Genomic DNA, 25481 nt, shown 5'->3' on the forward strand with positions numbered 1-25481 from the left:
ATGAGTGAAAATACTGAGCGGGGCAATCTTGCTGCTGTTGATATTCAGAAATTGCTTGCAGTGCTGCCGCACCGCTATCCGTTTCTGCTGATTGACCGGATTGTTGATATTGACGGCGATGATTCAGCAACCGGTATCAAAAATGTGACATTCAATGAGCCACATTTTACTGGACATTTTCCTGCCACCCCTATTATGCCGGGTGTGTTGATTATTGAAGCAATGGCGCAGACCGCCGGTGCGATTTCGATGCTCAAAATGGGCCTTGAAAATGCAGGCACTGTGTTCTTGCTGACAATTGATAATGCAAAATTCCGTCGTCCTGTTGTTCCGGGCGATCAGCTTTTGCTCCGTGTTAAAAAAATCAAACAGCGCGGCAATATTTCAAGATTTGCCTGCGTGGCTGAAGTTGACGGCATTAAAGTTGCTGAGGCTGAAGTGGCCGCAATGACCGGTGCGTGAGCTGAGACACGGCAAAGACTAAGCTTGTCCTTCGAGGCAGGCGTAAATAAACATTCAGAGTTATGGTATGCTCTGATTCAACTATAGAAAAAGCGTGATTTCAATGCGTGAAACCTCTATCCACCCGACGGCCTGTGTTGAACCAGGCGCAAAGCTTGGTCAGGGTGTTTCTGTCGGCGCTTTCTGCCATATCGAGGCAGGGGCAGAGATTGGTGATAACAGCGAGCTGATGAGCCATGTTGTTGTCACGGGTTTTACGACATTAGGCGAAAATGCCAAAGTGTTCCCGCATGCTATTCTTGGTTGCGAACCACAAAATGGTAAGCATAAAGGTGGCCACACAAAGCTGCTGGTTGGCAAAAACTGTATGATCCGCGAAGGCGTAACCATGCATCGCGGTTCGGATACCAGTCGCGGCTATACCAATGTCGGCGATAACTCCACATTTCTTGCTTATGCGCATGTCGCTCATGATTGTGATGTTGGCAACCATGTAACCTTTGCCAATAACGTTATGATCGGCGGTCATTGCGAGATCGGCGATTATGTTATTCTCGGTGGCGGTGCCGCTGTTCACCAGTTTGTACGCGTTGGCCACCACGCTTTTGTGGGCGGTATGGCTGCTGTTGTTCAGGATGTTATTCCGTTTGGTATGGCTATCGGTGTGCACGCACATTTGGGCGGCCTCAACATTATCGGCATGAAGCGCTCGGGCCTTGAGCGTAAGGAAATCCACGCCGTGCGCCGTGCAGTACGTATGCTGTTTGACCGCACAAAGCCGGTTAAAGAGCGCGTTGAAGACGTGCGTATTGAGCTTGCTGACTCTGCAGCCGTTGCTGATCTGGTTGCTTTCATTACTGCCGATGCCAAGCGCAGCTCGTTTACAACGCCGCCTTTGCATGGCAAACACGGCCATGTTGAAGACCACTCATGATATGATGGAAAGCGCTGTTCCTGCACAGGCTCCTGATGCTGAAGCCAGAACTGCCATTATTGCCGGTAACGGGCTTCTGCCGCAGGTTGTGGCGGAAGCTCTTGAAAGAAAAGGTAATCCGCCTTTTATCCTGTGCCTTAAAGGCGAAGCGGATGAAAGCCTTAAGCGCTACGAGCATGTTACGGTTTCAGTGGTGGAGTTCACCCGCCTGATTAAGGCGCTGAAACAGTCCGGTGCGAAAAATGTGATTTTAGCCGGCGGTGTCCGGCAGCGCCCGCATTTAAGCGATATTCGTTTGGATCTGACCACGCTTCGTGCTTTGCCCCGTGTATTTCGTGCACTGGGTAAGGGCGATGATGCATTACTGCGGGCTTTTATCGGGCTTTTGGAATCCTACGGGTTTCGTATGGTTGGCGCGCATCAGATTGTGCCGGATATTCTGGCGCCTGCGGCCTCAGTACTGACGACAACTAAGCCTGACAAGAAAGAACAGCATAATATTGAGCTCGCGCGTGAAGCTGCGAGACTGCTCGGGACACTTGATGTCGGGCAGGGTGCCGTTGCCGTTGGCGGGCGTGTCGTTGCGCTTGAAGGCGCTGAAGGCACGGATAATATGATTGAGCGCGTCCGGCAAATGCGCGATGAAGGCCGTATCCCGCGTCAGGGCGGGGTTTTGGTAAAATGCGCAAAACCTTCGCAGGATGAGCGCGCCGATCTGCCAACCATTGGTATTGATACGGTTGCCAATATTGCTGCTGCAGGACTTTCCGGTATCGCGATTGAGGCCGGACGTACGGTGATGCTATCCTACAAGGATACTGTTCAGGCTGCGGATGCTGAAGGATTGTTTATTGTTACCTTCGACAGCCCTTCGGAATAAAATATTGAAACTTGTATAGCTCTGCTGCTGCGCAGCAATTATGCTCAACACTTTCCACACTCTCAAGGATGCCGGTCAGACGATGAGCGAAAAACTCCCTTTGAAAATTGCTGTGGTTGCCGGTGAAGAATCCGGTGATCTGTTGGGTGCGGATCTGGTGGATGCACTGCGCACCAAAACGGATCGCCTGATCAGCCTTGTCGGCGTTGGCGGTACGCATTTGCAGCAACGCGGTTTACAAAGCTTGTTCGACCCTGATGAGATTGCGCTGATGGGGATTGGCGCTGTGCTGGCGCGGCTGCCGAAGCTGATAATGCGTATCAGCCAGACGGCGAAGGCAATTGTTGCCGCAAAGCCGGATTGCTTGCTGATTATTGACAGTCCGGACTTTACGCATCGCGTTGCCAAAAAAGTCAGACAAGCTGATCCGTCGATACCAATCATCAAATATATTGCACCAACCGTGTGGGCATGGCGACCGCACCGCGCCAAAGAAATACGCAAATATATTGATCATGTTCTGACCGTGCTGCCGTTTGAAGTTGAGGTCATGCAACGGCTTTCAGGGCCTAAGTCCACTTATGTCGGGCACCGGTTAACCAGCTATCAGCCTTTGCTGGATGTATCCAAAGAGCGTAAAAACCGGAAACTACCAGATGGTGATGCTGAAAAAACCATTTTGCTGCTGCCGGGCTCGCGCCGCTCTGAAATACAGGCTCTGCTTAAAGATTTTGGTGCAACGCTGGCTATGCTGCATGAGCGCGGCACAGCGGTGAATGCAATTTTGCCGACACCGGAGCGCCATGAAGCCTACGTGCAGAGCCTGACGAAGGATTGGCCGGTTAAGCCGCTTATTGTGAGCGGGGAAGCGGCGAAATGGGATGCTTTTACCAAGGCGGATGTGGCATTGGCAGCTTCCGGCACGGTTTCACTGGAACTGGCGCTGACGAAAATACCGACGGTTATTACCTACAAGGCAGATCTTTTTAGCCGGTTGTTTCTGACACGGCTGATTACGGTCTGGAGCGCATCACTGCCTAATATTATTGATGACACGCCGGTTATTCCTGAGTTCTTCAACGAATTTGTTCGTGTGGGCATGTTGTGCCGCCAGATTGAAGGGCTTTTGGAAGATGGTCTTGTGCGCAATGCGCAAATCGAAGGTTTCGAGCGGATTATTCAAAAAATGCATACAGAAAAGCCCGCAGGTGAGTTGGGCGCGGATGTGCTGCTTGAATTGGTAGGGAACGGCAAAGCCGCTTAGTTTTCTGCTGTTAGCTTCCCGATTTCTTCTGAGTGTTTAAAACTTAAAAAGCCTGCCCCTGATGTTCAGGGGCAGGCTTTTTTGTCAGTCCAAACGATCGCGATTTAGCGAATAAGATGAATGGTGATTTTACGCTCAATCCATTCAATAATGTTACGCAGAACTTCAACAATCGCCAGATAGATGATTGCAGCCCACAGATATGTCTGGAAATCAAATGTACGGGAATAGGCGCGGCGTGTTTCACCCATCAGGTCATAAACCGTGATGATTGCAACAATGGCTGAACCTTTAATCATCAGAATGATTTCATTGCCGTAAGGACGCAGCGCAACAATCAGTGCCTGTGGCAGAATGATCTTGCGGAAGGTCTGGAACTTTGACAAGCCAAGGGCATGGGCACCTTCCCACTGTCCTTTTGGCACGCTGAGGATAGCGCCGCGCAGAATCTCAGCCTGATAAGCTGCTGTATTCAACGTGAAGGCCAGCACTGCACAATACCATGCTTCACGGAAGAAGCCCCAAAGGCCGATGGTTTCCAGAAACGGGCGGAATGTTCCAAGACCATAATAGATCAGGAAGATCTGCGCCAGCAGCGGCGTGCCACGGAAGAAGTAAACATAGGCATAGGCAATAGCGCCCAATATGCGGTTGTCCGACATACGGGCGAAAGCAACCGGCAAAGACAGCAATGCGCCAAGCACAATGGAAAGAGAAACCAGTACGAGGGTTGTTTTCAGACCGTTCCAATAGCGTGGTGCATAGGTTTCGATCAGATCTATCTGCCATGAATTATAGAGATAGATGGCAAGACCGGCAAAGAGAGCCAGCCATATGGCAACCAGTATATGGCCGGTAATCCGTGCACCTGTCCAGGGACGGGCAGGTTCAGCAGGGCGGAAAACGCGTTCGGATTGCGTGTTTGTTATCGTTGTCATTGGCTTACCACGCTCGGCGCCGGCTTTTTGCGGCTGCCTTCAGCCCATTTTTCAATGCGGGCAATAAAGTAAGAAGAGATGATTGCGAGTGCCAGATAGATCAGGCAGGCCACGCCGTAGAACAGGAATGGTTCTTTGGTCACACGCGCTGCAACAGAGGTCTGACGCAGAATATCGGTAAGACTGATAACGGATACCAGAGATGTATCTTTCAGCAGAACCATCCACAAATTGGCAAGGCCGGGCAGGGCAATTTTAATCAGCTGCGGTAAGATGACCTTACGCATAGTCTGAAAATTGGTAAGGCCGATAGCATAAGCACCTTCATACTGGCCTTTTGGAATGGCGCGGAAGGCAGACAGAAACACTTCACTGGAATAGGAAGAGAAAACAAAACCCAGGGCAATCATACCGGCAGCGAAGGCATTAACCTCAACGGAGCCTTGAAAGCCAATCAGTGCAAATACTTTCTGAACGGCAAGTGAACCACCGAAATACACCAGAAACAGTGTCAGCAGTTCAGGGAGGCCGCGAAAAATCGTGGTGTAAATATTGGAAGCGAGGCGAAGTGATGGTTCAGCCGATTGCTTTCCTAAGGCAACAAGGAAACCGAGCAACAAACCGATTGGCAGAGTGGCAAGAGCCAGCAAAACGGTTGTTAACAGTCCCCATGCTATGCTCAGCCCCCATCCGTCCGGACCAAAGCCAATCAACACAGCATATTTTTCCATTTAGTAAATCCCTGTAAGAACGGGCGACAAGAGTGGTTTGTCACCCGTCACGATCAGTTTAAAAATACCGGCCAGACGAAGCTGGCCGGTGTATTCAGTATCATTCGCCGTAAATATCGAAATCGAAGTATTTGTCGTTGATTTCTTTATATTTACCGCTAGTGCGGATGGCCAGAATAGCTGTGTTGAATTTCTCAACCAGCTCTTCGCGACCCTTTTTAATGGCAACACCGACACCGGGGCCATGAATTTCCAGATCAGCCTTAACCGGGCCGACAAGCTTGCAGCATGCGCCATCCGGTGTTTTCAGCCAGTCGATCAGCGAGACAATATTGTCATTCACAGCATCCACGCGACCGGCAACCATATCCATGCGTGCTTCGTCCGAGCTGCCATAGGAACTGACTTTACTGTCAGTGTAGGCGCTTTCAGAGAAAACAGCATGAATGGTTGAGGACTGAACGCCGATTGTTTTGCCGGCGAGGTCTTCTTTTGTCGTGCCTTTAATATCAGAATCTTTCGGTGCAGCGATAGCAGCGGCAGGATTGTAATATTTATTGCTGAAATCAACCTGCTCTTTGCGGGCAGGTGTAATCGACATTGAGGAGATCACCACATCCAGCTTGCCGGATTGCAGCGCAGGGATCATGCCATCCCAATCCTGAACAACGATTTCACATTTCGCTTTCAGTTCATCGCAAAGCGCATTGGCAATGTCGATTTCAAAGCCGGCAACAGTGCCGTCAGCTTTGACGAAATTATACGGAGGATATGCCCCTTCCGATCCGACTTTCAGAACAAGCTGTTCCTGTGCGTAGGCCGATGCAGAAAGTGCTGCCATTGCGCTGATTGTTACAACGCCGGCAGTTGCGAGACTGCGCATAGCCTTACTGAAAGTACGGCTTGTTCCCATTGAATTTCTCATTTTTTTGATATCCCCCATGATATCGCTGATGCAAACCAGTCATAAGTTTTATTGTTTTTATTCTCTTTGCCGTTGTTTAGTACGGTTCGTTTTTATAGCGAAGAAAATTTTGTTAACAGCGATATTCCCATCATTCCGGCATCAAAGGCAAGTATCAAAAACATGTTTTACGCAAGCGTGGAAAAATAAAGCGCTGGACAAGTTCAATATCACGCGTATATGCGAAATGTGTAATATTAAAACTGCATTTAATATAATTAAATCAATAATTTAAATGTGGTTTGTTAAACTCTTTGTTGTCGTTTTTTGTGCCGTTCTGGATCGGAAATTAATGTGCAAAAAGTTATAGTGCCTGCATGGGATAATCCGGTTTCAGATCATTGTGCATAGGTTGATGCACTTTTTGCATTAAATGGAATTTACCGCCCGAAAATGAAAAAAGCTGCATTATAAAAATGCAGCTTTTCTTGTCGCGTATTTTACAAGCGCACAGGGTGCTTAGTTTGTTTCGGCGCCATAGGCGTCAAATTCAAAGTACTTGTCGTTGATTTCTTTGTATTTGCCATTTGTACGGATGGCTTTAATAGCATCGTTGAACTTGGCGATCAGTTCAGGATTGCCTTTTTTGAAAGCTACGCCTGCGCCCGGGCCATGAATTTCAAGAACCGGTGCCCATGTGCCAACCATCTTGCAGCAAGCGCCGTCTTCGGTTTTCAGCCACTGAGACAGGGTCACACTGTCGTCGCTGGCTGCATCGAGGCGGCCGTTTGCCAGATCAAGGCGATATTCTTCCGCAGTCGGATAGGCTTTGATTGTGCTGTCTGTGAAAGTCTTTTCCGCATAGTTGGCGTGTGTCGTGGAGATCTGCACGCCGATGGTTTTACCGGCCAGATCTTCCTTGGTTGTGCCTTTGATGTCGGTGTCTTTTGGCGCAGCCAGACCCGGAGGGGTGTTGTAATATTTATTGCTGAAATCAACCTGCTTCTTACGTTCATCAGTGATGGACATTGAAGCGATGAATGCATCAAATTTACCGGCCTGCAGGCTCGGAATCGCGCCATCCCACTCAATGGTGATGAACTTGCATTCAGCTTTCATTTCTTCACACAATGCGCGGCCGATATCCACGTCAAAACCGGAAAGTTCGCCAGCAGCATTGATGAAGTTGAACGGAGGGTATGCACCTTCAGTTGCGATTGTCAGTTTCAGAGGTTCCTGCGCCTGCACAGCAGTAGCGGTTAGTGAGACTGCTCCGGTCATCATAATGGCAGACAGTGCGGTTCCGATAATTCTCTTATAATTTGTCATATACTTTTCACCCGTTTAACCCATCCAAAAGTCAGAACTATTACGCCGGAAATACAAAGCCGGTTTTCTTTAACAGTTTGTTTTTTACCGGTTTCAGACGCAATAATTGTTCGCAGCGATATTCCCACCATTTTTGCGGGAAAGGCAAGGGCAAAAAAGTGTTTTAAGACAGTATGATGAAGCGCGAATGTTTTAGAATTTTCATGAAATGGGCTTTGCTGTGCATAATTTAAAAATACTATAATTAAATCAGTTATTTATCTGATGAATTTAATTTGTTTTATTAAAAATGAAATTGACAGTTCGATACTGTGAGATCAGTTTGCGGGGCTTAATGCGCAATAATTTTCAATAAAATCACTGATGGCAGCGATATTATTCAGATCAAGAACCGGTACGCTTTGCTCCTTTAAAGACTCGTCAGTGGCAATTGCAACGATGGAATATTCATCAGCATTGAGTGGAATCTGAGTCGGACTGTCTTTACGCCGGACTTCAATTTTAGGGTGCTTGTCGTTTTTATAGCCCTCGACAATGATGAGGTCGCACGGGGCCATCCGGCTCACAACTTCCTCCAGCGAGGGTTCCGGCGCATCACGTAATTCGTGCATCAGAGCCCAGCGGCTGAAGGCAACAATCGCCACTTCTTTTGCTCCCGCCTCACGGTGGCGGTAAGAATCTGTGCCCTGCATGTCGATGTCAAAGCTGTGATGTGCATGTTTAATTGTGGAGATTCTGTAGCCGCGTCTGGTCAACTCTTTCACCACGCGCTCTGTCAAAGTCGTTTTGCCTGCGTTTTTCCAGCCGGTAATACCAAAAATTTTCTGTGTCATGATTCAGGCTCCTGCCGGTTGCTTAAGTCCTGCAATTGCCAGACTGATCTGGCTTGTGCCAGCTCTGTTTGGGTGTTGATATTAAAGAACGGATCAAGCCCGCTTATTTTATCAGTTTCGCTGAAATCCGCATAGGAGACATTATGATTGGCGGCAAAAACCCGAATGCTGCGCCGCTTTGTTTCGCTGAACCAGTTTTCAAGTGAATGTGCAATGGCAACAGGCCATAAGGCAAAAGTCGGATGCGCGCCAAAATCTGAGCGGGCAAAGACAATGGTTTCCTTCGTGGATGCGGGAGCTGCTGCCCGTGCTTGCGCGAGGCGCTGCAAAAGATCTGGCGGAAAGAATGGTGTGTCACCTGCAACGCTCATCACATGGCTGCATCCATGCGTTCGGGCATAGTGACAACCGGCAAGTATACCCGCCAGCGGTCCGCTATTAAGCCATTTCCCGTCGTTGATGACCGGATAGGAGAAGCTTGCAAAAAATGCAGGGTCACTGTTGGCGCTGATGACGATCTGATCAGTCTGTGGTTTCAGCCGTGCGCAGACCTGATGAAGAATTGAATGCTCACCCAGTGGCCGCAGGGATTTGTCACCGCCGCCAAGCCGCTGGCTGCTGCCACCTGCGAGGATGAGGCCCAGTACATTTTCGCCCGTCAGAATTGTCTCATCGCCCGGCATTGTAAAGAGTACCTCTGCGGTGTGTGGTGTTTATGCGGAAATGCCGCTTTCTGCTTTTTGCTTGCGCAGTTCTTTGCGCATGCGGTAGCCGGTTATCGCCTCACGATAAAGCATATAGCAACCGCTGGCGACCACGATTGCCGATCCGATCAGAGTGTTCTGATCCGGTATCTGGTTGAAAACAATATAGGTCAGAGCAATCGCCCAGAGCAGACTGGTATAGCGGAACGGTGAGGCAAAAGACATATCGCCGACGCGGGTCGCCAGAATGATGCAGTGATAGCCGATAATCAGCAAAACAGCGGCAATGCTGACATGTGTCATATCTGTTATGGTTGGTTGCACCCAGCCCGTATCCGCCTGCATCATAACAAAACCGGTAATGGTGATCATAATTGACGTCATGGCAGAGATCAGAATAGTCGGGATTTGCATATTGATGCGGCGGGTTGTCAGGTCGCGCATCGCTGTAAAGCCAACGCCGATCAGCAGTAGCAAGGAATAGGCGTTCATGCCATCGCCGCCGGGGCGGATGATAATGAGGACACCGATAAAACCGATGCCAATCGACAACCAGCGCCGCCAGCCAACCTGCTCGCCGAGGAAAAGCACCGCACCCAGTGTTACCGCCAGTGGTACAGCCTGATAAACGGAAGACACAAAGGCGAGTGAGAGATGTGTCAGTCCCACCAGATAGCAGGTCGTGGCGCCTACTTCACCGAAGCCTCGCAGCAGGGTTGTTTTGTCCAGAGCATCGCGCCAGCGACCAAGATGTCCCTGTTTTGCTGCAAGAATGAGCAGCAGCACAATGCATAATATTCCGCGCATAAACATGAACTGGCCGAGATTAAGCGTCTGCACAGAGTATTTTGTCAGAGCATCACCAATGGCGAAGACACCCATACCGAGCATCATATAAAGGCTGGAGCGAATATTTGCTGAAAGTGCCACGGTCATGTTCCTGCAAGAAAACCTGAAGAGGTTTCTGTCTGTACAGCGCTTATAACAAGTATTTATGCGACATGGTCACCCGTTTGCGTCATGCACAGCAAAATAATGATATAAAAATCAATTATATGACTTAACCGCCGGTCACACTCATATGACGCGAGACTGCAGGGCGGTTGTGCCGCCGGTCGATGATGAAATCATGGCCTTTAGGCTTGCGCAGAATGGCATTATCAATCGCTTCTGACAGCAACTGATTGTCGGCACTCGCGCGCAGCGGTTCACGCAAATCAGCGGCATCTTCCTGACCGAGGCACATATAAAGCGTACCCGTACAGGTTATGCGTACACGGTTACAGCTTTCGCAGAAATTATGGGTCATCGGTGTAATGAAGCCCAGTCGTCCGCCGGTCTCTGCAATCTGTACATAACGGGCAGGGCCGCCGGTCTGATAGGGAATGTCAGTCATGGTGAACTGACGAGCAAGCGAGGCACGCAGCATGGAAAGCGGCAGATATTGATCGGTGCGGTCTAGATCAATCTCGCCCATCGGCATGGTTTCAATCAGCGTCATATCCATACCGCGGCCATGCGCCCAACGCAGCATGTCCGGAACTTCATGATCGTTGAAACCTTTCAATGCAACGGCATTGAGCTTGATATGGATGCCTGCCTGCTGTGCCGCATCAATCCCGCGCAAAACCTGTGCCAGATCACCCCAGCGGGTAATTGTCTTGAATTTGTCTGCATCCAGCGTGTCGAGCGAAACATTGATGCGTTTAACACCGCAATCAGCCAGTTCTTTTGCGTAGCGGGAGAGCTGGGAGCCGTTGGTCGTCAGTGTAAGCTCGTCAAGTCGCTCTGTCTCAATATGACGGGACAGGCTGCCGATAAGATGCATGATGTTTTTGCGCACCAGCGGCTCACCGCCGGTGAGGCGGATTTTGCGCACGCCCTTATCAATAAAAGTTGTGCAGAGCCGGTCGAGCTCTTCCAGTGAGAGCAGATCTTTCTTTGGCAGAAAGGTCATATGTTCGGCCATGCAATAGGTGCAGCGGAAGTCACAGCGATCAGTCACAGAAACGCGCAAATAGGTAATTGCCCGTCCAAACGGGTCAATCATAGGCGCCTGAGGCGCATTTATGCTGCTGTTTTGTACTGCTATGTCCATATTTCGCGTGTGCCGGTTCTTTCAATTTTTAGCTTATATAAAGAGAGATAAGATCAACATATGGTGCTGTCCAGTACCATTATGTCACGCAGGCTCTGCTTTGTATAAACACAGGCTCTTGCCCGTCAGCGTTTCTGAGACTACCACATCAGACAGACATGAATATGGTGGATCATTTAATGAGCGATATCTGGCCGGAAGAGTTGCGGGTTTCACAAGATCGGAAAACTCTGTCTGTGACATTTAACAACGGGCATAATTATTCATTCCCTGCGGAAATGCTGCGCGTTTTGTCACCATCAGCGGAAGTGCAGGGACATTCACCGGAGCAGCGTGTGACTGTGCCGGGCAAGATCAATGTCGGGATTATGAAGCTCGATCCGATTGGCAATTATGCAGTGCGCATTACGTTTGACGATATGCACGATACCGGCCTGTTTACGTGGATCTACCTGCATCAGTTGGGCGAAGAATATGAAACCCGCTGGCAAGGTTATCTTGATGAGCTGAAAGCTAAAAACCTCAGCCGCGAACCGAAGTTTCATTAAAGCAGTTTCAGAAAAAGTGGACGCCGGTTTTTCGTTCGAAACTGCGTAAATTTAAAAAAGCAAAAAAGCCGGAGTTTCCTCCGGCTTTCTTTTTGATTTTACGAGAGATTGAGCTCTTTAAAGAAGTCATTGCCCTTGTCATCAATAACGATGAAGGCAGGGAAATCTTCCACTTCAATGCGCCAGATGGCTTCCATGCCGAGTTCCGCATATTCAACGACTTCAACTTTTTTGATGCAGTCCTGAGCCAGACGCGCGGCAGGGCCACCGATGGAGCCGAGGTAGAAACCACCATGTTTGCCGCAGGCATCACGCACCTGACGGGAGCGGTTGCCCTTAGCCAGCATGACCATAGAGCCGCCGAAAGACTGGAACTGATCCACATAGGAATCCATGCGGCCAGCAGTTGTCGGGCCAAAGGAACCTGAGGCGTAACCAGCTGGTGTCTTGGCAGGGCCTGCATAATAGATCGGATGATTTTTGAAATAATCCGGCATGCTTTCGCCGTTTTCCAGACGCTCGCGGATTTTCGCGTGCGCCAGATCGCGTGCCACGATGATGGAGCCGGTCAGTGACAGGCGGGTTTTAACCGGATGCTGCGACAGGGTTTTGAGAATCTCTGCCATTGGCTGGTTGAGATCAATTTTCACCACGCTGTCGGAGAGCTTGGCTTCATCAATGTCCGGCATGTATTTTGCCGGATTGGTTTCCAGCTTTTCAAGGAAAATACCGTCTTTGGTGATCTTGCCTTTGGCCTGACGGTCAGCCGAGCAGGAAACGCCCAGACCAATCGGCAGTGATGCGCCGTGGCGAGGCAGACGGATAACACGCACATCATGACAGAAATATTTGCCGCCAAACTGTGCGCCCACGCCGAGAGACTGGGTCAGCTTGTGGATTTCCTTTTCCATCTCCAGATCGCGGAACGCATGGCCGTCTTCGGAGCCTTTGGTCGGCAGGCTGTCGAGATAACGGGTGGAGGCGAGCTTAACAGTCTTGAGATTCTGTTCAGCCGATGTACCGCCGATCACAATCGCCAGATGGTATGGTGGGCAGGCTGAGGTGCCGAGCGTCAGGATTTTCTCTTTGAGGAACTCGACCATCCGGTCATGGGTCAGAAGAGACGGTGTGCCCTGAAACAGGAAGGTTTTATTGGCAGAGCCGCCGCCTTTGGCAACAAACAGGAATTTATAGGCGTCTTCGCCTTCCTGATAAATGTCGATCTGGGCTGGCAGATTGTTCTTGGTGTTAACTTCCTTGAACATTTCCAGCGGAGCCAGCTGGGAATAACGCAGGTTCTTTTTGAAATAGGCATCCATCACGCCAGAACCCAGCGCACCTTCATCGCCGCCTTCAGTCCAGACGCGGCGGCCTTTCTTGCCCATAATAATCGCTGTGCCGGTATCCTGACACATCGGCAGCACACCGCCGGCGGCAATATTGGCGTTTTTCAGAAGATCATAGGCAACGAAACGATCATTATCGGTCGCTTCCGGATCTTCCATAATATTGCTGAGCTGCTGCAGGTGACCCGGGCGCAGCAGGTGGTTGATATCGGCAAAAGCTGCTTCGGCCAGCAGGCGCAGGCCTTCTGTTTCAACGGTCAGAATTTCCTGACCTTTAAATGTATCGACCGAGACATAATCAGATGTCAGCTTGCGATAGGGGGTTGTATCATCACCTAGCGGAAACATGCCGGTATTCAATTGCTCAGCCATATATCACCTTGTTCACCGGTTTCGTCGCAGAGAGGCCGCGCGCAGCCGGATGGAAGTAAAACTATCAGATGACGGGCTTTTAGCGTTTGTGGCCGCACTTGCCACTGCGGCAGATTGATCTTTTTCGGCTATTTGGCAGGCAGAAGGGCTTTGTGCCGTAAAATTATATTTATTGTTAAAAGTTTCTAAATCACAATGGCGCACAGTCTTGGGAGTGAATCATTGCAGTTCCGGAAAACCAGCGGAAACTGAATTCATCGCTTTATTTTGCAAAAAGAGCTGACGGACAGATATGACTTTTCCGCTGAAATCCCGCCGCCCGATCGTTAGCACTTCAATGCGACGCGCTTTTTTAACAACGGCCATTGCTGCTGTGACGGGAGCAGCCGTTCTGGTTCCGGTGCAAAGCGCCGGTGCCGCCAGTAATCTGATGGATTTGTTTCGTCAGAAGCGTGAGGCGCGGGAATTGCAGAACCAGCAGGTTGTTCCGCCAGCACCACAGATGCAACAGGCTAATCCTGCTCCACGGGCTGCAAAACCTGCTAAACCAGTAATACAAGCTGTTAAAGCTGTGGCTGTTAAAGGCCCGCAAGTTTATGACTACCGGCCTGAGAAGCTTGTAAAAGTCGATTTTACGGCTGTTGATATGCAGCTGACCGCTGCCATCCCTGATAATGATGCGGGTGGCGCTGTATTGGTGCCTTCCGTATTATATAGCGAGACTGCTGATTTTATCAGCACTTTGCCGCAGCGTGCTGAGGGGCTGATGAAATCGCCTGCTCAGAAAGCACTGGCAGAAACAGACACAGCTCTGGTGACTGCTGTTCTGGATGCAATGAAATCCACGGGTGTGAAGGCCGAACAATCTGTCGCTGAGGCCATTGTCACTTTCTATGCAACCGAGCAGGCATTGCTATGGTCTGACGGGTTGAATGTTTCATCCCGCGCTGAAGATGTGCTCGCATTGTTTGAGCGTGCTGAAGAAGATGGACTGGTCTCCGCTGAATATGCGGTGAAAGTGCCTGATCTGGCCTTTGACAATACACATAAAGAGCAGCGTATTCGTGAAATGGCTGCATTTGAAATCAATCTGACTGCACGGGCACTGCGCTATGCGCTGGATGCCGGTGAGGGGCGGGTGATCGCCAATCGTCTGAGCGGATTCCATGATCTGCCGCGCAATCGCATTAAACCTGATCTGGTATTGAAAGCACTGGCTGCGGATGCTGAACCTGCGGAAACACTCAGCAGTTTCAATCCGCAAAACAGCTATTATCAGAAGCTGAAAGCGCAGCTGGCTTCGATGAAGCCGGAAACAAAAAACACTGTTCGTATTGCAGCGGACACGCTGATTAAGCCGGGTCAGAGCAATGCTGAATTGCCAAAAATTCTGGCGCTGATCGTACAAAAGGCTCCTGCCGGTTATCTGAATAGCTATCAGGAGATGTTTGACCGTCACAAAGACGGGACACTGTATGATCCTGAACTGGTGGCAGCGGTAAAAGACTACCAGAAACTGATGGGCAAAACGCCGGATGGTGTGATTGGTCGTGCGACCATCGCAGGCTTGCAGGGCGAAACATCTTCGGTCAAACGCGAGCGTATTCTCTATGCGATGGAACGTCTGCGCTGGCTGCCGCGTGATTTCGGACAGCGCTATGTCTTCGTCAACCAGCCTTCCTATCGAGCGCAATATTTCGATCAGGGCAAAGAACAGCTGGCAATGGATGTGGTGATTGGCTCTGCGCGCAATCAGACGCATTTCTTCTATGATACGATCAGCACAGTTGTTTTTAACCCGTCATGGGGCGTACCGCGTTCTATTGTAATGAATGAGATGATGCCGCGTATTCTGGCTGATTCCGGTTATCTCGATCGCAATAATTATGAAGTGATTGTTGGCGGCAAGCGTGTGCCGTCATCCTCGGTCAACTGGTCGGCGGTGGCGCAGGGCAAAGCGCATGTTGGTGTGCGTCAGAAACCGGGGCCAAGTAACGCCTTGGGTGAGCTGAAAATTCTGTTCCCGAACAGTCATGACATTTATCTGCATGACACGCCGTCAAAGGCTGCGTTCAAACGCGATATGCGTGCAGTCAGTCACGGTTGTATCCGTCTGGCTGATCCGCGAGCTATGGCTTCGGCCGTAATGAGCACGGGGCAGGAGAATCTGACCAAATATTTCGGCAAGAATGAGCGCGGCATTAAGGTGCCGTCCGGCGTGCCGATTTACCTGACTTATTTTACTGCATGGCCGGATGAGGCGAGCGGTAAAATTCGTTATTATGACGATGTTTATGCACGCGATGAAGGTCTGGCAAAGGCCTTCCAGAAAACGGAACAGAGTCGGGTTTCCTCGATGTGACAGATAAAAAGAGCGGTCAAACCGCTCTTTTTTTTGTTTGAAACGGAGTGATTGCGCGCGCTGTCGCAAACTCTTCACTTTAATATCGTTTGAAAATCCGGAAATTAACATCTGATTGGCCGAAGTCCTTTGCGTCCGGCAATCTGATTGGTTATCAATAGCGCGAAATTTCTGTAATACCGTTTCGGCTGATTAGGGCGGCGCGGTGTTGGCTCTACCGGTTTGTTTTACGCATTGTCTTTACGCAAAACCGCTTCGTCATTTTGCCGGACATGCTTTATGGAAGGATACTCCCAATGACAGCGATCATCGATATTGTCGGTCGTGAAATTCTCGACAGCCGTGGCAATCCGACTGTTGAAGTTGACGTGACACTGGAAGACGGTTCTTTTGGCCGTGCGGCTGTACCAAGCGGTGCGTCAACCGGCGCTCACGAAGCAGTTGAACTGCGTGATGGCGGCACCCGTTATCTGGGTAAAGGCGTTGAACAGGCTGTTGAAGCCGTGAATGGTGCGATTTTTGACGCACTGGCCGGTCATGAAGCGGAATATCAGATCGAAATCGATCAGACCATGATTGATCTGGATGGTACGCCAAACAAAAGCCGCCTCGGCGCCAATGCTATCCTCGGCGTATCGCTGGCTGTTGCCAAGGCTGCTGCACAGGCCTCCGGTCAGCCGCTTTATCGCTATGTTGGTGGTGCCAATGCCCATATCCTGCCGGTGCCGATGATGAATATCATCAATGGTGGCGCACATGCGGACAACCCGATTGATTTTCAGGAATTCATGATTCTGCCGGTTGGTGCATCTTCTCTGCGTGAAGCTGTGCGTTACGGTGCGGAAGTGTTCCACACACTGAAATCCCGCCTGAAAGCTGCCGGTCACAACACCAATGTCGGTGACGAGGGCGGTTTTGCTCCTAACCTGCTGAGTGCGGAAGCAGCGCTGGATTTCGTTATGGAATCGATTGCTAAAGCCGGTTTCAAGCCAGGTGAAGAAATTGCAATCGGTCTGGATTGCGCCGCGACTGAATTCTTCAAGGGCGGTAACTACGTCTATGAAGGCGAAGGCGTAACACGCACACCACAGCAGCAGGCTGAATATCTGGCCAAACTGGCCGCTGACTATCCGATTATCAGCATTGAAGACGGTATGTCGGAAGATGATTGGGCAGGTTGGCAAACCCTCACCGATCTGACAGGCAAGAAGACCCAGCTCGTTGGTGACGATCTGTTCGTAACCAATTCAGCGCGTCTGCGTGATGGCATCAAAATGGGTGTTGCCAACTCCATTCTGGTTAAAGTCAACCAGATCGGCACGCTGTCTGAGACTATGGATGCTGTGGAAACCGCGCATAAGAACGGCTACACCGCTGTGATGTCGCATCGCTCGGGTGAAACAGAAGATGCAACCATTGCAGATCTCGCTGTTGCCACCAATTGCGGTCAGATCAAAACCGGCTCGCTGGCACGTTCCGACCGGTTGGCAAAATACAACCAGCTGATCCGTATTGAAGAAGAGCTCGGCTCGCAGGCACGTTATGCAGGTCGCGCGGCTTTCAAAGGCCTCTAAGATCTTGCTTTGAAATAAATTGAGAAAAGGCCTGCATGAAAATGCAGGCCTTTTTTGTAAAGAAGCTGTTTTTGGTTTGGTTCTGTAAGTCTCTGTTAAGGCTAATATGCTTTAAATAAATATCGGATTGAATTTATCGTGTGTTGATAATCGCAGTCCTGTTTTTGTGAGCAGATATCCGCGTATCGGATGCTTATTGCTCAAGAGGTGTGAGTATGTGGACAAAACAAAAGCGTAAAAGCATTAAGGGTCGACTGGTTGTGCCGGTTCTGGCGACGGCGTTTTTGTCCTATTTCGGTTTTCATGCTTATAATGGTGCTTACGGCATCTATTCCAAGGAACAATTGCTGGCGCAGACCGTTATGCTCAATACGCAGCTGACCGATCTGACCGAGCAAAGAGTGTCTCTGGAGCGTCAGGTTTTGCAATTGCGTGACGGTTCAATTGACAAGGATATTCTGGATGAGCAGGCGCGCCGCGCATTGAATCTGTCTCATGCAGATGAGGTCACGATTATCGTTGATCGCGGCAAAAAGACCAATTAACTGAATTGCAGTTAATTGGATGTTTTGCTATAAATATCAACAACTTAAATAGTGAAAAATTAGCTGTTTAGACATATTGTAAGTTTGGCTGATGAGGTTTATTCTGCGCCCACCATAACAGGGAGCAAAATATGGCACCTAGGGCACAAAAAACTGCTGCGGTTAAATCGCAGGCAGCTCTGTCTAACACTCTCAAGGCACCTCAGCCTAACCAGTTCACCAAAGAAGAAGATCTTCACGCTTACCGTGAGATGCTGCTGATCCGTCGCTTCGAAGAAAAAGCCGGTCAGCTCTATGGTATGGGTTTTATCGGCGGTTTCTGTCACCTTTACATTGGTCAGGAAGCTGTTGTTGTCGGCATGCAGAAAGCCATGAATGAGGGCGATCAGGTTATCACTGCCTATCGCGACCACGGTCACATGCTCGCAGCCGGTATGAGCGCGCGCGGCGTGATGGCTGAGTTGACCGGTCGTCAGGGCGGCTTGTCGAAAGGCAAGGGCGGCTCGATGCATATGTTCTCGAAAGAGAAACATTTCTACGGCGGTCACGGTATCGTTGGTGCGCAGGTGTCGCTCGGCACCGGTCTGGCCTTTGCAAACCGCTACCGCGGCAATGACAGCGTTTCCATCACCTATTTTGGTGACGGCGCTGCCAACCAGGGTCAGGTTTACGAAAGCTTCAACATGGCATCGCTGTGGAAGCTGCCTGTTGTATTTGTAATCGAAAACAACCGCTATGCGATGGGTACTGCTGTAACCCGCGCTTCGGCTGAAACCGATTTCTCCCGTCGCGGTCTGTCCTTCAACATTCCTGGTATTCAGGTTGACGGTATGGATGTGCGCGCTGTGAACGCCGCCAGTGAAGAAGCACTGGAATGGGCACGTTCCGGCAAGGGTCCGATCATTCTTGAAATGCAGACCTATCGTTACCGTGGTCACTCGATGTCCGATCCTGCGAAATACCGCAGCAAGGATGAAGTGCAGAAAATGCGCTCCGAGCATGATCCGATCGAGCAGGTTAAATACCGTATGATGGATAATGGCTGGTTCTCGGAAGATGACCTGAAGGCGATTGATAAGGAAGTTCGTGACATTGTTGCTGATTCAGCAGACTTTGCACAGAATGATCCGGAGCCGGATGCATCTGAACTCTACACTGATATTCTGCTGTAAGGAGCGAGCGCTATGCCTGTTGAAATTCTTATGCCAGCGCTCTCCCCGACAATGGAAGAGGGCAAACTCTCCAAATGGCTGAAAAAGGAAGGCGACAAAGTCACTTCCGGCGATGTCATTGCTGAGATTGAAACCGATAAAGCGACCATGGAAGTGGAAGCTGTTGACGAAGGCACCATCGGCAAGCTGCTGATTGCTGAAGGCACTGAAGGCGTTAAGGTAAACTCAGTGATTGCTGTGTTGCTGGCTGACGGCGAAAGCGCTGACAGCATTGGTGCCGCGGCTCCTGCTGCTGCACAGCCGACAATGGTTACTTCAGAAGCACCAGTTGTTGCCGGTGAGAAGCCAGGTGCTTCAACACCTGCAGCTCCGGTTCCTGCTGCTCCTAAGCTTGAAGTTGCCAATGACCCGGATATTCCGGCTGGCACAAAGATGGTGCCGACCACTGTTCGTGACGCTCTGCGTGACGCAATGGCTGAAGAAATGCGCCGCGACCCTGACGTATTCGTGATGGGTGAAGAAGTTGCTGAATATGAAGGTGCCTATAAGGTAACCAAAGGCCTTCTGGCTGAATTCGGCGACAAGCGCGTTGTTGATACACCAATCACCGAGCACGGCTTTGCCGGTATCGCTGTCGGTGCGGCCTATACCGGTCTGCGTCCGATTGTTGAGTTCATGACCTTCAACTTCGCCATGCAGGCGATTGACCAGATCATCAACTCCGCTGCCAAGACATTGTATATGTCCGGTGGTCAGATGGGCGCGCCTATGGTGTTCCGTGGTCCTTCGGGTGCCGCAGCGCGCGTTGGTGCACAGCACTCCCAGTGCTATGCGGCATGGTACAGCCATATTCCGGGTCTGAAAGTCATCATGCCTTATTCGGCTGCTGATGCTAAAGGTCTGCTCAAGGCTGCGATCCGTGATCCGAACCCGATCATCTTCCTTGAAAACGAAGTTATGTATGGTCACACATTTGATGTGCCGGACATTGAAGATTTTGTGCTGCCAATCGGCAAAGCCCGCATTCATAAAGTCGGTAAAGATGCGACTATCGTGTCCTTCGGTATCGGCATGACCTATGCGATCAAGGCAGCTGAAGAGCTGGCTCAGCAGGGTATCGACGTTGAAATCATCGATCTGCGTACCATCCGCCCGATGGATATGCCGACTGTGATTGAATCGGTCAAAAAGACCGGTCGTCTGGTTACTGTTGAAGAAGGCTTCCCGCAGTCTTCCGTGGGTACAGAAATTGCGACCCGCGTGATGCAGCAGGCTTTCGACTATCTCGATGCGCCGATTATGACCATCGCCGGTAAAGACGTGCCGATGCCATATGCCGCCAACCTTGAAAAGCTGGCACTGCCATCGGTTGCGGAAGTTGTTGAGGCTGTTAAAGCTGTCACCTACGCTCGTTAAGGGGAAGATTAAACATGGCTATCAAAATCACGATGCCGGCTCTTTCTCCGACAATGGAAGAAGGTAATCTGGCAAAATGGCTGGTCAAAGAAGGCGATAAGGTCTCCGCAGGTGACGTTATTGCTGAGATCGAAACCGACAAGGCAACTATGGAAGTAGAAGCCGTTGATGAAGGTATCGTGGCCAAGCTGGTTGTTGCTGGCGGAACTGAAGGCGTGAAGGTCAATGCCCTGATCGCTGTTCTGGCGGAAGATGGTGAAGATGTTGCTGAAGCTGCGAAGGCAGCTTCAGGCGATGCACCGGCCGCAGCACCAAAGGCTGAAGCAGCACCGGTTGCTGCTGCCGCTGCACCAGTATCCGCACCGGCACCGGTTTCGGCTGCCGCTCCGGCAGTAGCTGCAGCGCCTGCTGTTCAGGGCGAGCGTTTGTTCGCTTCGCCGCTGGCACGTCGCGTTGCCAAAGATGCAGGCGTGGAACTGGCCGCTGTTTCCGGCACCGGTCCGCATGGCCGCATCATTCGTAAGGACGTTGAAGCTGCGATCGCTTCCGGCGTTAAAGCTCCTGCTAAACCTGCCGCTTCTGCTGCAGCACCTCAGGTTGCCGTATCCGGCGCTTCGGATGAAGCTACCCTCAAAATGTTTGAGGAAGGTTCATACGAATTGGTACCGCATGACGGTATGCGTAAGGTTATTGCGCGCCGCCTGATGGAATCCAAGCTGACTGTTCCGCATTTCTATCTGACGATTGATTGCGAACTGGATGCTCTGCTGGCTCTGCGTTCACAGCTCAATGCTGCGGCACCAATGATCAAAACCGAAAAGGGCGAAGCACCTGCTTACAAGCTTTCGGTGAATGATCTGGTGATCAAGGCAACCGCTCTGGCACTGCGCGATATTCCGGAAGCCAATGTTTCCTGGACTGATGCAGGCATGGTCAAGCACAAACACGCGGATGTCGGCGTTGCCGTTTCTATTCCGGGTGGCCTGATCACACCAATCGTTCGTGGCGCAGAAACCAAGGCTCTGTCAGTCATCTCCAATGAGATGAAAGATCTGGCCAAACGTGCCCGTGATCGTAAGTTGAAGCCAACAGAATATCAGGGCGGCACCACTTCGGTGTCTAACCTCGGTATGTTCGGCGTTAAAGACTTCGCTGCCATCATCAACCCGCCACATGCAACAATCTTTGCAGTTGGTGCCGGTGAACAGCGCGCAGTTGTTAAAAACGGCGAACTGGCTGTTGCAACCGTAATGTCCGTCACGCTTTCCACCGATCACCGTGCCGTTGATGGTGCGTTGGCTGCGGAACTGGCGAAGGTTTTCAAGAACTACATTGAAAACCCGCTGGGCATGCTGGTGTAATCCAGATTGGTGCTCCGGTTCATATCGGAGCACCGTTTCTATTTTGATCTGGTGGTGGATTTATGAAGTCAGTTTTGTGTTTTGGTGATTCACTGACATGGGGCTATCAGGCGCCGGACGGTGCACGATTGCCGCTTGCAGATCGCTGGCCGTTTGTTTTGCAGAAGGCACTCGGTTCTCAGGCGCATGTGATTGCTGAAGGGCTGAACGGCCGCACCACTGCTTTTGATGACTATACCGCACCGGAAGACCGCAACGGTTCGCGTATTCTGCCGACATTGCTTGGCACCCATGCGCCGCTTGATCTGGTGATTATCCTGCTCGGCAGTAATGATATGAAACCGCAGGTCGTTGGTGATGCTTTTTCCAGCCATTGCGGTATGCGTAGACTGATCCAGATGATCCGCAATCATCCGTATCGCGAAGGCTATGCGGTGCCGGATATTTTGATTGTAGCTCCGCCGCATATCACTGAGAGTGCTGATCCGTTTTTTGCCTCGCTCTTTGCCGGTGGTATTACGGAATCACGCAAGCTGGGGCTGCTGCTGTCAGATCTGGCGGATGAAACGGAATGCAGCTTCTTTGATGCATCCGGCGTTGCCAAAACCACATCGCTGGATGGTGTGCATCTGGATGCGGAAAATACACGGGCAATCGGACAGGCGCTGGAGCCTGTCGTGCGCCTGATCTTGGGTTTGTAATAAATTAAATAGATAAAATGAATGATGCGCCGGTAACCGGCATTGAAACCATTCAAGGAGAATGAGCGTGTCCAACAATTACGACGTTATCGTGGTCGGTTCCGGTCCCGGCGGTTATGTAACTGCTATCCGTGCCGCTCAGCTCGGACTTAAAACCGCGATTGTTGAACGTGAGCACCTTGGCGGCATCTGCCTCAACTGGGGCTGTATTCCGACCAAAGCTCTGCTGCGCTCGGCTGAAATCCTGCATTTCGGTGAAAATGCCAAGGATTACGGCCTGATGCTCGAAGGTAAAATCAGCGCGGATGTGAAGGCAGTTGTTGCCCGTTCGCGCGGTGTGTCAGCGCGCCTCAATGGCGGCGTTGCGTACCTGATGAAGAAGAACAAGATCGACGTGATTTGGGGCGAAGCCAAAGTCACTAAAGGCGCATCCGCCGGTAAAGCTGCTGAAATCGTGGTTTCCAAAACCACCAAACAGCCGATGCTGCCACAGAATCCGGTGCCAAAAGGCGTTTTGGGTGAGGGTACTTACACAGCCAAGAATATCATTCTGGCAACCGGTGCGCGCCCTCGTGCGCTGCCTGGCATTGAGCCGGATGGCAAGCTGATCTGGACCTATTTCGAAGCAATGGTTCCGCAAGAACTGCCAAAGAGCCTGCTGGTTATGGGCTCAGGTGCGATTGGTATCGAGTTTGCTTCCTTCTACCGCACAATGGGCGTTGACGTGACTGTTGTTGAAGTCATGAAAAATATCATGCCGGTTGAAGATGCAGAAATCTCGACTTTTGCCCGTAAACTGCTCGAAAAGCAGGGCATGAAGATCATCACCGAAGCCAAAGTGACCAAAGTGGTCAAAGGTACAAACTCGGTTACCGCCAGCGTTGAAACCAATGACGGCAAGGTGCAGGAAATCACGGCTGACCGTATGATCTCGGCTGTCGGTGTTGTCGGCAATATTGAAAATCTCGGCCTTGAAGCGCTTGGCGTTAAAACCGATCGCGGTTGCGTGGTGATTGATGGTTACGGCAAGACCAATGTCGAAGGCATTTATGCCATCGGCGACGTTGCCGGTCCTCCGATGCTGGCGCATAAAGCCGAGCATGAAGGCGTTATCTGCGTTGAGAAGATTGCCGGTGTGCCGAATGTTCATGCGCTGGATAAGGGCAAAATTCCGGGCTGCACCTATTGTAATCCGCAGGTTGCTTCCGTTGGTCTGACCGAAGCTAAGGCCAAAGAGCAGGGCTTTGACATTCGCGTTGGCCGCTACCAGTTTGCTGCAAACGGTAAGGCGATTGCGCTGGGCGAAGATCAGGGTCTGGTTAAGACCATTTTCGACAAGAAGACCGGCCAGCTGCTCGGTGCACACATGGTTGGCGCTGAAGTCACCGAACTCATTCAGGGCTTCGTGATCGCAATGAATCTCGAAACCACGGAAGAAGAACTGATGCATTCCGTATTCCCGCATCCTACCTTGTCAGAAATGATGAAGGAAAGCGTGCTGGATGCCTATGGCAAAGTTCTGAACGCTTAATATTTATTCCGGCCTGATGACTAAAATTCAGGCCGGTTTCACTTTTGAGAAGGATTGCAATTGCCGCTGATTAAAGACGGATCACCTTATCGCAAAGCTGCGCTGACAGTGCTGAAATATTCAACGCTGATCGGTTTGGGGCTTGGTTTTGGTGTGTCGACACTCAGCTTTCTGTCCGGCAATGTGATTTCAATTAATGGCTATGCACTCTCGGGCTGGTATGGCGTGTGGAGTGTAACACTGGCGCTGGGGCTGGCCGGATTTTGTTTCGGCCTGATCTGGGCACTGGTGTTCAAGGCAATCGGTGAAGCGGCGCGACGCTGAGTCCGGTTGTATATAAAAGCTGACGGCTTATATGAGCTGTTACGACATTTGAGGCGGGCAGGGTTAAAGCATGCTTGTTTACCTTGGCAGTCCTCCCTGCTATGCAGGCGCAATATTCTGGCCGGAATTTCCGGTGTTACGAAATCTGAAGGCCGCTTTGGCCGTTTTGGGAAAGACATATGGTTACGCTTCTGGACACCGTTAACGACGACAGAAAACGCCTTCGTCATCCTGAGAAGGCCAACCGGCCCGACACAGCACTTTTGAAAAAGCCTGACTGGATTCGCGTTAAAGCTCCGACTTCACGCGGCTATGGCGAGACCCGCGATATTGTGCGCTCTAACAAGCTTGTCACAGTATGCGAGGAAGCCGGCTGCCCGAATATCGGTGAGTGCTGGGATAAGAAACACGCGACATTCATGATTATGGGTGAAATCTGCACCCGTGCCTGCGCGTTCTGTAACGTATCGACCGGTATCCCGACCACTCTCGACCCGAATGAGCCGGAAAATGTGGCCAAGGCCGTGAAACAGATGGGTTTGACCCATGTGGTTATCACCTCCGTTGACCGCGATGATCTGGCCGATGGCGGCGCACAGCATTTTGCTGAAGTTATTCATGCAATTCGTGCTGCCAGCCCGCAGACCACGATTGAAATCCTGACACCGGACTTCCTGCGTAAGGAAGGTGCTCTTGAGATCGTTGTTAAGGCGCGTCCGGATGTGTTCAACCACAATCTGGAAACTGTGCCGTCCAACTATCTGAAAGTGCGTCCGGGTGCCCGTTACTTCCACTCCCTGCGTTTGTTGCAGCGCGTGAAAGAACTCGATCCGACCATTTTCACCAAATCCGGTATCATGGTTGGTCTGGGCGAAGAGCGTAATGAAATTCTCCAGCTGATGGATGATCTGCGCTCAGCAGATGTGGATTTCATGACCATTGGTCAGTATCTGCAGCCAACCCGTAAGCACCATGCGGTTATCCGTTATGTGACACCGGATGAGTTCAAATCTTTCGCAACGATTGGTAAAACCAAAGGCTTCCTACTGGTCGCTTCCAGCCCTCTGACACGTTCATCACACCATGCGGGCGATGATTTTGCCAAGCTGCGTGATGCTCGTGAAGCGCTGATCGCCAGTCGTAATTAAGAGC

The 25481-nt window shown here is 50.8% G+C and carries 24 protein-coding genes; 15 read left to right on the forward strand and 9 right to left on the reverse strand.

Annotated elements, in window-relative coordinates:
* The 4 genes from fabZ to lpxB all read left to right on the forward strand — a co-directional run bounded on the left by fabZ (nt 1) and on the right by lpxB (nt 3540).
* Nucleotides 1-462, forward strand: coding sequence for a 3-hydroxyacyl-ACP dehydratase FabZ (gene fabZ / locus P8H26_RS04960; RefSeq protein ID WP_289631755.1), 462 nt, complete (start codon nt 1-3; stop codon nt 460-462).
* 103 nt (nt 463-565) lie between these two features.
* Entirely contained in the window at nt 566-1396 is an 831-nt protein-coding gene (gene lpxA / locus P8H26_RS04965; protein WP_289631756.1) for an acyl-ACP--UDP-N-acetylglucosamine O-acyltransferase, read from the forward strand.
* 1 nt (nt 1397) lies between these two features.
* Nucleotides 1398-2276, forward strand: coding sequence for an LpxI family protein (locus P8H26_RS04970; protein WP_289631856.1), 879 nt, complete (start codon nt 1398-1400; stop codon nt 2274-2276).
* An 82-nt stretch (nt 2277-2358) separates the two neighbouring features.
* Nucleotides 2359-3540 carry a lipid-A-disaccharide synthase gene (gene lpxB / locus P8H26_RS04975; protein ID WP_289631857.1) on the forward strand — a complete coding sequence of 394 codons (1182 nt, stop codon included), beginning with the start codon at nt 2359-2361 and terminating at the stop codon, nt 3538-3540.
* Nucleotides 3541-3644: 104 nt separating this feature from the next.
* Here lpxB and P8H26_RS04980 read toward each other — a convergent pair whose 3' ends face one another.
* From P8H26_RS04980 to moaA, 8 genes are all read right to left on the reverse strand, one after another.
* On the reverse strand, nt 3645-4478 hold the full coding sequence (locus tag P8H26_RS04980; protein ID WP_289631757.1) for an ABC transporter permease: 834 nt from the start codon (nt 4476-4478) through the stop codon (nt 3645-3647).
* Complete coding sequence (locus tag P8H26_RS04985) at nt 4475-5209, reverse strand: ABC transporter permease (protein WP_289631759.1); 735 nt, start codon at nt 5207-5209, stop codon at nt 4475-4477. Before P8H26_RS04985 ends, P8H26_RS04980 begins: the two co-directional genes overlap by 4 nt.
* 100 nt (nt 5210-5309) lie before the next feature.
* On the reverse strand, nt 5310-6122 hold the full coding sequence (locus P8H26_RS04990; RefSeq protein ID WP_374708221.1) for a transporter substrate-binding domain-containing protein: 813 nt from the start codon (nt 6120-6122) through the stop codon (nt 5310-5312).
* 510 nt (nt 6123-6632) lie between these two features.
* Nucleotides 6633-7442, reverse strand: coding sequence for an ABC transporter substrate-binding protein (locus tag P8H26_RS04995; protein ID WP_374708222.1), 810 nt, complete (start codon nt 7440-7442; stop codon nt 6633-6635).
* Between the two features lie 317 nt (nt 7443-7759).
* Entirely contained in the window at nt 7760-8275 is a 516-nt protein-coding gene (mobB, locus tag P8H26_RS05000; RefSeq protein WP_289631760.1) for a molybdopterin-guanine dinucleotide biosynthesis protein B, read from the reverse strand.
* Entirely contained in the window at nt 8272-8958 is a 687-nt protein-coding gene (mobA, locus tag P8H26_RS05005) for a molybdenum cofactor guanylyltransferase MobA (RefSeq protein ID WP_289631761.1), read from the reverse strand. Before mobA ends, mobB begins: the two co-directional genes overlap by 4 nt.
* 30 nt (nt 8959-8988) lie before the next feature.
* Nucleotides 8989-9909: a DMT family transporter gene (locus tag P8H26_RS05010; RefSeq protein ID WP_289631762.1), complete on the reverse strand. Its 921-nt coding sequence runs from the start codon at nt 9907-9909 to the stop codon at nt 8989-8991.
* Between the two features lie 130 nt (nt 9910-10039).
* Nucleotides 10040-11077 carry a GTP 3',8-cyclase MoaA gene (moaA, locus tag P8H26_RS05015; RefSeq protein ID WP_289631763.1) on the reverse strand — a complete coding sequence of 346 codons (1038 nt, stop codon included), beginning with the start codon at nt 11075-11077 and terminating at the stop codon, nt 10040-10042.
* Nucleotides 11078-11256: 179 nt separating this feature from the next.
* Here moaA and P8H26_RS05020 point away from each other — a divergent pair, with 179 nt between their 5' ends.
* Nucleotides 11257-11625: a DUF971 domain-containing protein gene (locus P8H26_RS05020; protein WP_289631860.1), complete on the forward strand. Its 369-nt coding sequence runs from the start codon at nt 11257-11259 to the stop codon at nt 11623-11625.
* Between the two features lie 98 nt (nt 11626-11723).
* On the opposite strand, the gene P8H26_RS05025 is transcribed toward P8H26_RS05020, so the two are convergent.
* Nucleotides 11724-13343, reverse strand: a complete 1620-nt coding sequence (locus tag P8H26_RS05025) for a fumarate hydratase (protein WP_289631764.1) — start codon at nt 13341-13343, stop codon at nt 11724-11726.
* 292 nt (nt 13344-13635) lie between these two features.
* Here P8H26_RS05025 and P8H26_RS05030 point away from each other — a divergent pair, with 292 nt between their 5' ends.
* The 10 genes from P8H26_RS05030 (at nt 13636) to lipA (ending at nt 25477) form a co-directional block, all read left to right on the forward strand.
* A complete protein-coding gene (locus P8H26_RS05030) occupies nt 13636-15705 on the forward strand; it encodes a murein L,D-transpeptidase (RefSeq protein ID WP_289631765.1) in 2070 nt (689 codons plus the stop codon).
* 296 nt (nt 15706-16001) lie between these two features.
* Nucleotides 16002-17279 (forward strand): phosphopyruvate hydratase, encoded by a 1278-nt coding sequence (eno, locus tag P8H26_RS05035; protein ID WP_289631766.1) that lies wholly within the window; start codon nt 16002-16004, stop codon nt 17277-17279.
* A gap of 215 nt (nt 17280-17494) precedes the next feature.
* Nucleotides 17495-17824, forward strand: a complete 330-nt coding sequence (locus tag P8H26_RS05040) for a septum formation initiator family protein (RefSeq protein WP_289631767.1) — start codon at nt 17495-17497, stop codon at nt 17822-17824.
* Between the two features lie 131 nt (nt 17825-17955).
* Nucleotides 17956-18996, forward strand: coding sequence for a pyruvate dehydrogenase (acetyl-transferring) E1 component subunit alpha (gene pdhA / locus P8H26_RS05045; protein ID WP_289631768.1), 1041 nt, complete (start codon nt 17956-17958; stop codon nt 18994-18996).
* Between the two features lie 12 nt (nt 18997-19008).
* Nucleotides 19009-20412 (forward strand): pyruvate dehydrogenase complex E1 component subunit beta, encoded by a 1404-nt coding sequence (locus P8H26_RS05050; protein ID WP_289631769.1) that lies wholly within the window; start codon nt 19009-19011, stop codon nt 20410-20412.
* A gap of 14 nt (nt 20413-20426) precedes the next feature.
* A complete protein-coding gene (locus tag P8H26_RS05055; protein ID WP_289631770.1) occupies nt 20427-21773 on the forward strand; it encodes a pyruvate dehydrogenase complex dihydrolipoamide acetyltransferase in 1347 nt (448 codons plus the stop codon).
* Nucleotides 21774-21835: 62 nt separating this feature from the next.
* Nucleotides 21836-22474 carry an SGNH/GDSL hydrolase family protein gene (locus P8H26_RS05060; protein ID WP_289631771.1) on the forward strand — a complete coding sequence of 213 codons (639 nt, stop codon included), beginning with the start codon at nt 21836-21838 and terminating at the stop codon, nt 22472-22474.
* A 67-nt stretch (nt 22475-22541) separates the two neighbouring features.
* Nucleotides 22542-24005 (forward strand): dihydrolipoyl dehydrogenase, encoded by a 1464-nt coding sequence (lpdA, locus tag P8H26_RS05065; RefSeq protein ID WP_289631772.1) that lies wholly within the window; start codon nt 22542-22544, stop codon nt 24003-24005.
* Between the two features lie 126 nt (nt 24006-24131).
* Nucleotides 24132-24329, forward strand: coding sequence for a hypothetical protein (locus P8H26_RS05070; protein ID WP_028233977.1), 198 nt, complete (start codon nt 24132-24134; stop codon nt 24327-24329).
* 179 nt (nt 24330-24508) lie between these two features.
* Entirely contained in the window at nt 24509-25477 is a 969-nt protein-coding gene (lipA, locus tag P8H26_RS05075) for a lipoyl synthase (protein ID WP_289631773.1), read from the forward strand.
* Nucleotides 25478-25481: the final 4 nt, after the last annotated feature.

Source organism: Pseudochrobactrum sp. sp1633 (assembly GCF_030376605.1).
In the GTDB taxonomy this organism is placed as follows: Bacteria; Pseudomonadota; Alphaproteobacteria; order Rhizobiales; family Rhizobiaceae; genus Pseudochrobactrum.

What these genes read in the sequence shown, in the direction of transcription:
- fabZ (WP_289631755.1), top strand. Translation starts at nt 1, where the DNA reads ATGAGTGAAAATACTGAGCGGGGCAATCTTGCTGCTGTTGATATTCAG.
- lpxA (WP_289631756.1), top strand. Translation starts at nt 566, where the DNA reads ATGCGTGAAACCTCTATCCACCCGACGGCCTGTGTTGAACCAGGCGCA.
- P8H26_RS04970 (WP_289631856.1), top strand. Translation starts at nt 1,398, where the DNA reads ATGATGGAAAGCGCTGTTCCTGCACAGGCTCCTGATGCTGAAGCCAGA.
- lpxB (WP_289631857.1), top strand. Translation starts at nt 2,359, where the DNA reads ATGAGCGAAAAACTCCCTTTGAAAATTGCTGTGGTTGCCGGTGAAGAA.
- P8H26_RS04980 (WP_289631757.1), bottom strand. Translation starts at nt 4,478, where the DNA reads ATGACAACGATAACAAACACGCAATCCGAACGCGTTTTCCGCCCTGCT.
- P8H26_RS04985 (WP_289631759.1), bottom strand. Translation starts at nt 5,209, where the DNA reads ATGGAAAAATATGCTGTGTTGATTGGCTTTGGTCCGGACGGATGGGGG.
- P8H26_RS04990 (WP_374708221.1), bottom strand. Translation starts at nt 6,122, where the DNA reads ATGGGAACAAGCCGTACTTTCAGTAAGGCTATGCGCAGTCTCGCAACT.
- P8H26_RS04995 (WP_374708222.1), bottom strand. Translation starts at nt 7,442, where the DNA reads ATGACAAATTATAAGAGAATTATCGGAACCGCACTGTCTGCCATTATG.
- mobB (WP_289631760.1), bottom strand. Translation starts at nt 8,275, where the DNA reads ATGACACAGAAAATTTTTGGTATTACCGGCTGGAAAAACGCAGGCAAA.
- mobA (WP_289631761.1), bottom strand. Translation starts at nt 8,958, where the DNA reads ATGCCGGGCGATGAGACAATTCTGACGGGCGAAAATGTACTGGGCCTC.
- moaA (WP_289631763.1), bottom strand. Translation starts at nt 11,077, where the DNA reads ATGGACATAGCAGTACAAAACAGCAGCATAAATGCGCCTCAGGCGCCT.
- P8H26_RS05020 (WP_289631860.1), top strand. Translation starts at nt 11,257, where the DNA reads ATGAGCGATATCTGGCCGGAAGAGTTGCGGGTTTCACAAGATCGGAAA.
- P8H26_RS05025 (WP_289631764.1), bottom strand. Translation starts at nt 13,343, where the DNA reads ATGGCTGAGCAATTGAATACCGGCATGTTTCCGCTAGGTGATGATACA.
- P8H26_RS05030 (WP_289631765.1), top strand. Translation starts at nt 13,636, where the DNA reads ATGACTTTTCCGCTGAAATCCCGCCGCCCGATCGTTAGCACTTCAATG.
- eno (WP_289631766.1), top strand. Translation starts at nt 16,002, where the DNA reads ATGACAGCGATCATCGATATTGTCGGTCGTGAAATTCTCGACAGCCGT.
- P8H26_RS05040 (WP_289631767.1), top strand. Translation starts at nt 17,495, where the DNA reads ATGTGGACAAAACAAAAGCGTAAAAGCATTAAGGGTCGACTGGTTGTG.
- pdhA (WP_289631768.1), top strand. Translation starts at nt 17,956, where the DNA reads ATGGCACCTAGGGCACAAAAAACTGCTGCGGTTAAATCGCAGGCAGCT.
- P8H26_RS05050 (WP_289631769.1), top strand. Translation starts at nt 19,009, where the DNA reads ATGCCTGTTGAAATTCTTATGCCAGCGCTCTCCCCGACAATGGAAGAG.
- P8H26_RS05055 (WP_289631770.1), top strand. Translation starts at nt 20,427, where the DNA reads ATGGCTATCAAAATCACGATGCCGGCTCTTTCTCCGACAATGGAAGAA.
- P8H26_RS05060 (WP_289631771.1), top strand. Translation starts at nt 21,836, where the DNA reads ATGAAGTCAGTTTTGTGTTTTGGTGATTCACTGACATGGGGCTATCAG.
- lipA (WP_289631773.1), top strand. Translation starts at nt 24,509, where the DNA reads ATGGTTACGCTTCTGGACACCGTTAACGACGACAGAAAACGCCTTCGT.